This window comes from Hydrogenophaga sp. (genome assembly GCF_041633695.1).
GTDB lineage: Bacteria > Pseudomonadota > Gammaproteobacteria > Burkholderiales > Burkholderiaceae_C > Hydrogenophaga.
Genome location: NZ_JBFJMY010000477.1, coordinates 1 through 3,072 on the forward strand (window position 1 = coordinate 1; position 3,072 = coordinate 3,072).

General features: G+C 62.8%; 5 protein-coding genes and 1 pseudogene. 1 reads left to right on the plus strand and 5 read right to left on the minus strand.

Annotated elements, in window-relative coordinates:
• Positions 1-109: 109 nt before the first annotated feature.
• From ABYB95_RS20365 to ABYB95_RS20375, 3 genes are all read right to left on the minus strand, one after another.
• Positions 110-664, minus strand: coding sequence for a DUF1697 domain-containing protein (locus ABYB95_RS20365; protein WP_372661158.1), 555 nt, complete (start codon positions 662-664; stop codon positions 110-112).
• A gap of 56 nt (positions 665-720) precedes the next feature.
• Complete coding sequence (locus ABYB95_RS20370; RefSeq protein ID WP_372661161.1) at positions 721-1,122, minus strand: hypothetical protein; 402 nt, start codon at positions 1,120-1,122, stop codon at positions 721-723.
• A gap of 90 nt (positions 1,123-1,212) precedes the next feature.
• Complete coding sequence (locus tag ABYB95_RS20375; RefSeq protein WP_372661164.1) at positions 1,213-1,590, minus strand: cupin domain-containing protein; 378 nt, start codon at positions 1,588-1,590, stop codon at positions 1,213-1,215.
• Between the two features lie 49 nt (positions 1,591-1,639).
• Between ABYB95_RS20375 and ABYB95_RS20380 the strand changes: the two genes are divergently transcribed.
• Positions 1,640-2,122, plus strand: coding sequence for a MarR family winged helix-turn-helix transcriptional regulator (locus ABYB95_RS20380; protein ID WP_372661167.1), 483 nt, complete (start codon positions 1,640-1,642; stop codon positions 2,120-2,122).
• An 81-nt stretch (positions 2,123-2,203) separates the two neighbouring features.
• Here the strand turns inward: ABYB95_RS20380 and ABYB95_RS20385 are convergent, their stop codons facing one another.
• Both ABYB95_RS20385 and ABYB95_RS20390 read right to left on the minus strand, forming a co-directional pair.
• Positions 2,204-2,728 (minus strand): Rossmann fold nucleotide-binding protein, encoded by a 525-nt coding sequence (locus ABYB95_RS20385; protein ID WP_372661170.1) that lies wholly within the window; start codon positions 2,726-2,728, stop codon positions 2,204-2,206.
• Between the two features lie 132 nt (positions 2,729-2,860).
• Positions 2,861-3,072: pseudogene (locus ABYB95_RS20390) on the minus strand (hypothetical protein); the annotation flags it as partial.

Below are 3,072 nucleotides of genomic sequence, written 5' to 3' on the forward strand. Positions count from 1 at the left end.
CATGGCCATGGGGCCCTGCTCGGGTGCCGCCGCTGGGGGTGAGAACCAGAAATGCCGCCACCCAAGAAGAATGTCCAAGGCCTGACTTCGTGGACAGTCCGTGTGGAATTCAGGCGTAGGGCTCACCGACCAAGGCCTGCAACTTCAGGACGGTTGCCCAGTTTCTGGTCGTGACCCCTTTGCCCGCCTTGCCCGCCTTGCCGAGCAATGCTGCTGCGGCTGGGCTGTCCAGGATGCCACCCGCGCAGTGCAAGTACGCGGCGTTCTTGCCGATCAGAAACGTCTCGGGCGAGACCACCAGAGACTCGACCGCACCCAGCCCTGACAGCACGGCCTTGTCCTGCGCGAAAACAACCAGCAGCTGCGAATGGTTGGTTGCCCTCTCGGCCAGCAGATTCTCGGAAACAGTGGCCGACAACTCTTGCGCCGACTTGACGATGACCGGAACTTCTATCTGCCATGTTTCCGCTATGGCGGTGGCAATGTTGGCCGCATGTTTGGCCTGGGTTCCCCTGGCTGCTCGGAACACGACGTTGCCGCTGTTGAGCAGCGTGGCCACGTTGGTGTACCCCAGCTTGACCAGCAAGGCGCGCAGATCGGCCATGGGAATCCGCTTGGCCTTGCCCACATTGATGCCGCGCAACAGCGCTACGAAATGGGGCATTTGCGACACCTATCGTTGGGCATGAGGAAGTTGGCCACCACCGTGCAGGTGCGCAGTCAATCTCGGCAGTAGCCTTCACCGGCACGAACGGTGAGGCAGTTGGTCTTTTCGCTGAGCCACTTCATTCCGGTTTCAGCGCCGTTCGTTGCGCGGAGAGACTCTTTCTGGCCATCGCGCTCGAACACGACCGCATGGCCCGCCGCGCTGCCTTGAAAGCTGCGCGGACCATCCAGGTTTTGGATGGTGATTTCGTACTTTCCATCGACGCCGGTGAGTTGAAGAAATGTGCCTTCGGGCCCGGTCCACTTGCCCAGCCATTGGTCGGTGACTGGAACGGCGGCGGTACCGGCGGAACCCTGTGCGCCGACCGGTTCGGTGCTCGCATGGCGATCACCGCAGGCCGTGACGAGCAAGGCCAGTGCGATGCACGCGGTGGAAGATAAAAATGCGCGGTTCATGGACGGAGTGTGCAATGGACGTCCACCATTTGAGATGAGAGGTGACGCCCGGCTTGCCGGGTGGCGCCCGCTCGGTGGAAGCGTTTGGCGTCATTGTGCCCAAGGTGGAACGAATGGTGGCTGGCCTTCGACGAGTGCCTGGCCGCCGACCGGCAACACGGCAACGGCCTCAAAGGGGTCTGGGCCAGAATTGGAGATGGAGAAGTCCGTATTCGCCGGGACCACCAATGCCGCCCCGGCTTCCAGGGACAGGGAACGTCCGTCCAATTGCACGTCCGCAGCACCGGAAAGTGCGACGAAAATCTCGTCGCGCGTGACTTGGTGCGGCCCTTTTGCCATGGTGTTGGGTGGTATGACAATTTTCCAGACGGCGTTTTCCGTCGAGCCCCGACTGGGTGCGGCAAGGCCGATGAACTGGACCTGATGCATCGAAAAGGTCGTGGCGCTACCTGCGTGAATGAGTCCCATGTGATCTCCAATGAATGGGTTAAGTCAAGAAGCTTGACTATAATTTGACATGGCAAAAGAAGTCAAGAAACTTGACGATAAAATCGAACCCCCGCTGATTGAACACGTTGGATGGCGGCTTTGGCGTGCGAGCCAGATTTGGCAAGAGCGCTTCACACGTGGGATGGTGGAGGCGGGTTACGCCTGGTTCGGCGAGGCGCGAGCCGCGGTGATCCCTCACATGGACAGGGCGGGCACCCGCCAGGCCGACCTGACGAGCCGCTTGGGTTTGACGAAACAGGCCGTCCAACAGTTGGTGGATGCCCTGGTGCAGGACGGCGTGGTTGAGCGCCGTTTGGACCCGGCTGACGCCCGCGGGCGCATCGTGTGCTTTACGCAGAAGGGGCTTGGCGTTCTCGCGGACGCCAACGTGGTCAAGGCGCAAATCGAACAGGAGTTCGCACACGCGATCACGCCGGAGTCGCTCTCCCGACTAAATGCCGAGCTGATGCGGGTGATTGAAAGCTGTGCGCAGAATCGATCTGCGAACTGACGCCCGACGCCCGACTTGAGCGGACCGCGAAAGCGGTTCGTTCAAAAGAAGATAGGCCGCACGCTTGCTCGGGACGCCCGCCTATGCCTGCGTTGGAGCCAAGCCGAGGCTGCGCAACTGAACCTCCAGCTCCGCAACGGAGCCCCAGGGCAGGATGGGTGAGTTCTGCCGTTCGTCAGGTGGATTCGACGGCAGCTCATGGGACCAACCTCCGCAGCCCACGAGGGGAAGCAGCGGTCGCTTGTGCAACCAGGCCAAGCAGACTTCGGAAATCGTGCCGGCCCGCCCGCCGATCACGATGCAGGCATCTCCGGCAAGCGCCATCAGCAGGTTGCGTGCATCCCCCATGCCACACGGTATGACAACGGTGGCCGGCCAGTCCGGCGGCGGCATTTGATCCGGAGGCACGATGCTGACCACCAGCCCACCCGCGCCAATGGCCCGCTCGGCCGCCACTCGGGTCGCCGGACTTCCGCAGCCGCTGACCACCGTGACGCCCAGCTTCGCGAGCAGCGCCCCGGCCTCCCCGGCCAGTTCATATGCGGCAGAGCCTGGGTCTGCACTGCCCAGAACGCAGACCTGGGGACGGCGGATAGACGTGTTCATGTGGGGCCTCTCTGGCGTTTTACGGTTTGACGGGAAAGACGTGGCACGGCCTCTTGACGGGCAGGTGTTCAGGGCTCAGGACGCTCAGGTGCAGCATGGACGCAGTGCATCACAAGTTCAACGGCGTGTGGGCTATGCCCCCCGCACCACCGACGCCAGCCAGGCCTGTGCGCTGGCCTTGGTCAGTTGGAAATCGGGGGGGACCGACGCGCGCGCCAGCTCCTCGCCGAAGGCGTCACAAGCGCTCAGGGTGGCGGTGGCGCCTTCTTCATCGGGCACGATGGCCAGCGCGACCCGGACCGGGCTTCCGTCGGCTTCGATGGTGACGTTCTTGTTCAGCTGCG